1 protein-coding gene and 1 pseudogene are annotated in these 1,754 nt (G+C 74.6%); both read left to right on the top strand.

The window, feature by feature from the left end; all coding sequences use genetic code 11:
• Positions 1-992: TolB family protein (locus tag IMZ11_RS42190; RefSeq protein WP_374463247.1), on the top strand; the 992-nt coding region annotated here is incomplete at its 5' end.
• A 5-nt stretch (positions 993-997) separates the two neighbouring features.
• Positions 998-1,754 (top strand): annotated as a pseudogene (locus IMZ11_RS42185) (hypothetical protein); the annotation flags it as partial.

Raw genomic sequence — 1,754 nt, 5'->3', positions numbered from 1 at the left:
CCGGATCGGCCGCGTCCGGATCGGCGGCGTCCGGGGCCGGGGCACCGGTCTCCGGGCAGGCCGCCGGTTCCCCGGCTCCGTCCGTCGAGGTCGTCTCCCCGACGGCGGAACCGTCCGCGCCGCCCACGGCGACGCGACGGCTCACCGTGCCCGGCATCGGGATGACCCTGCGCGAGAACCCCGGAGACGCCGCGCGGCTCACCGCGTACCGCGTCGGGACGGCCACCTACGTGCGCGCACCCGGTTCTGAGGAGTTCACCCGGTCCGACATCGCCGACGCCGAGCCGGTCCTCTCCCCCGACGGCACCATGCTCGCCCTGTTCACCGCCGGAACGATCACCTTCGTCGACGTGCGGAAAGGCGGGAAGTTCACCGTGACCCCGACCGTGACCGTGCCGGGTGTCCTCGAACGGCCCACCTGGTCCCGGGACGGGAAACGCCTGCTGCTCACCCTGTCCGTCCCCGGGGAGAAACCTCGGCCCAGCGGATTCGTCCTCGTGGACCCGGCGGCCCGCACCGCCATGCTGGTGGACACCGACGACGAGGCGCGCGGCGGTGAGAGCCAGTTCGCCTGGCTGCCGGACGGCTCCGGCGTCGCGGTGGGATACGAGACCGGGACCGGGAACGGCCTGCGCCTCCGCGACCTCGCCGGGCGCGAGCTTCGGACCCTCCGCTGGGTGGGACAGAGCTACGGTCGCCGCACGTTCTCGCCCTCCGGCCGCCTCTTCGTCACCTTCTGTCCGAGCGGCGGCAGCCTCTGCCTCTGGGACCGGGCCACCGGGGTACGACAGGCGTCCATCGCGCTCCCCTCTCCGGACATGAGCCTGCTCGGCTGGTACGACGACGCGCACCTCATCGTCCACGATCCCGACGGGAAGAAGACCCACCGGGTGATCGTCCTCGACACCCGCGGCAGGGAGCAGAGAGTGCTCGCGGAGATCCCCGCCGCGGAGGACACCGACGACCTGCTCCTCTACTACACCCGGAGCTGACCCAGATGCCCCCCGTCGCCCCGATCCCTCCCGGTGAACCCACCCGGCTCGGGCCCTACCACCTGCTCGGGTCGCTCGTGCCCGGCGTCCATCTGGCGGCGTCGCCCGACGGCGGGCGGGTCGTCGTCACGCGCCTCCCGCGCCCGCCGGCGCCCGGGTGGGCCGACCTCGTCGCCGCCCTGCGCCGTACGGCGGTCATCGGCACCGTGCTCCTCCTCGACGGCTACCCCGGCCTCCTGGTCAGCGAGTACGTGGACGGCCCCGGCCTGGACGAGGTCGTACGGACCTCCGGGCCGGTCGCCGGGACCGCGCTGCACCGGCTGGCCATCGCCACCATGACCGCCGTCGCGGCCCTGCACCGCGCGGGCGTCGAGCACGTCCGTCTCCAGCCGGGGCGTGTACTGCTCGGCCCGGACGGACCCCGCCTGCTCTGCCACGGCACCGAGCCCGATCCCGCGTGGCTGACCCCGGAGGAGCTGCGGGGCGATCCGGCGGGCGCCCCGGCGGACCTCTTCTCCTGGGCCGCCACGATGGTCTTCGCGGCCGGCGGGCGGACCCCGTTCGCGGAAGGGGCGGACCGGCTCGCGCACGGGGCCGCGAACCTCGATCCGCTCGACGGGGAACTGCGCGACCTGGTCGCCGACTGCCTGGTCTCCGATCCCGGCGACCGCCCCTCCGCCGAGGAGGCCCTGCTCCGCCTCATCGGTCACGCCGGGGCACTCGACACGGTGATCCCCGATCCGGCCACCTCCACCCCAGCCA

Origin of the sequence: Microtetraspora sp. AC03309 (genome assembly GCF_020826795.1) — a bacterium.
In the GTDB taxonomy this organism is placed as follows: Bacteria; Actinomycetota; Actinomycetes; order Streptosporangiales; family Streptosporangiaceae; genus Microtetraspora; species Microtetraspora glauca.
The sequence above is the reverse complement of the archived record's forward strand: the minus strand, read 5'-3'. Positions and strand labels throughout refer to the sequence as shown.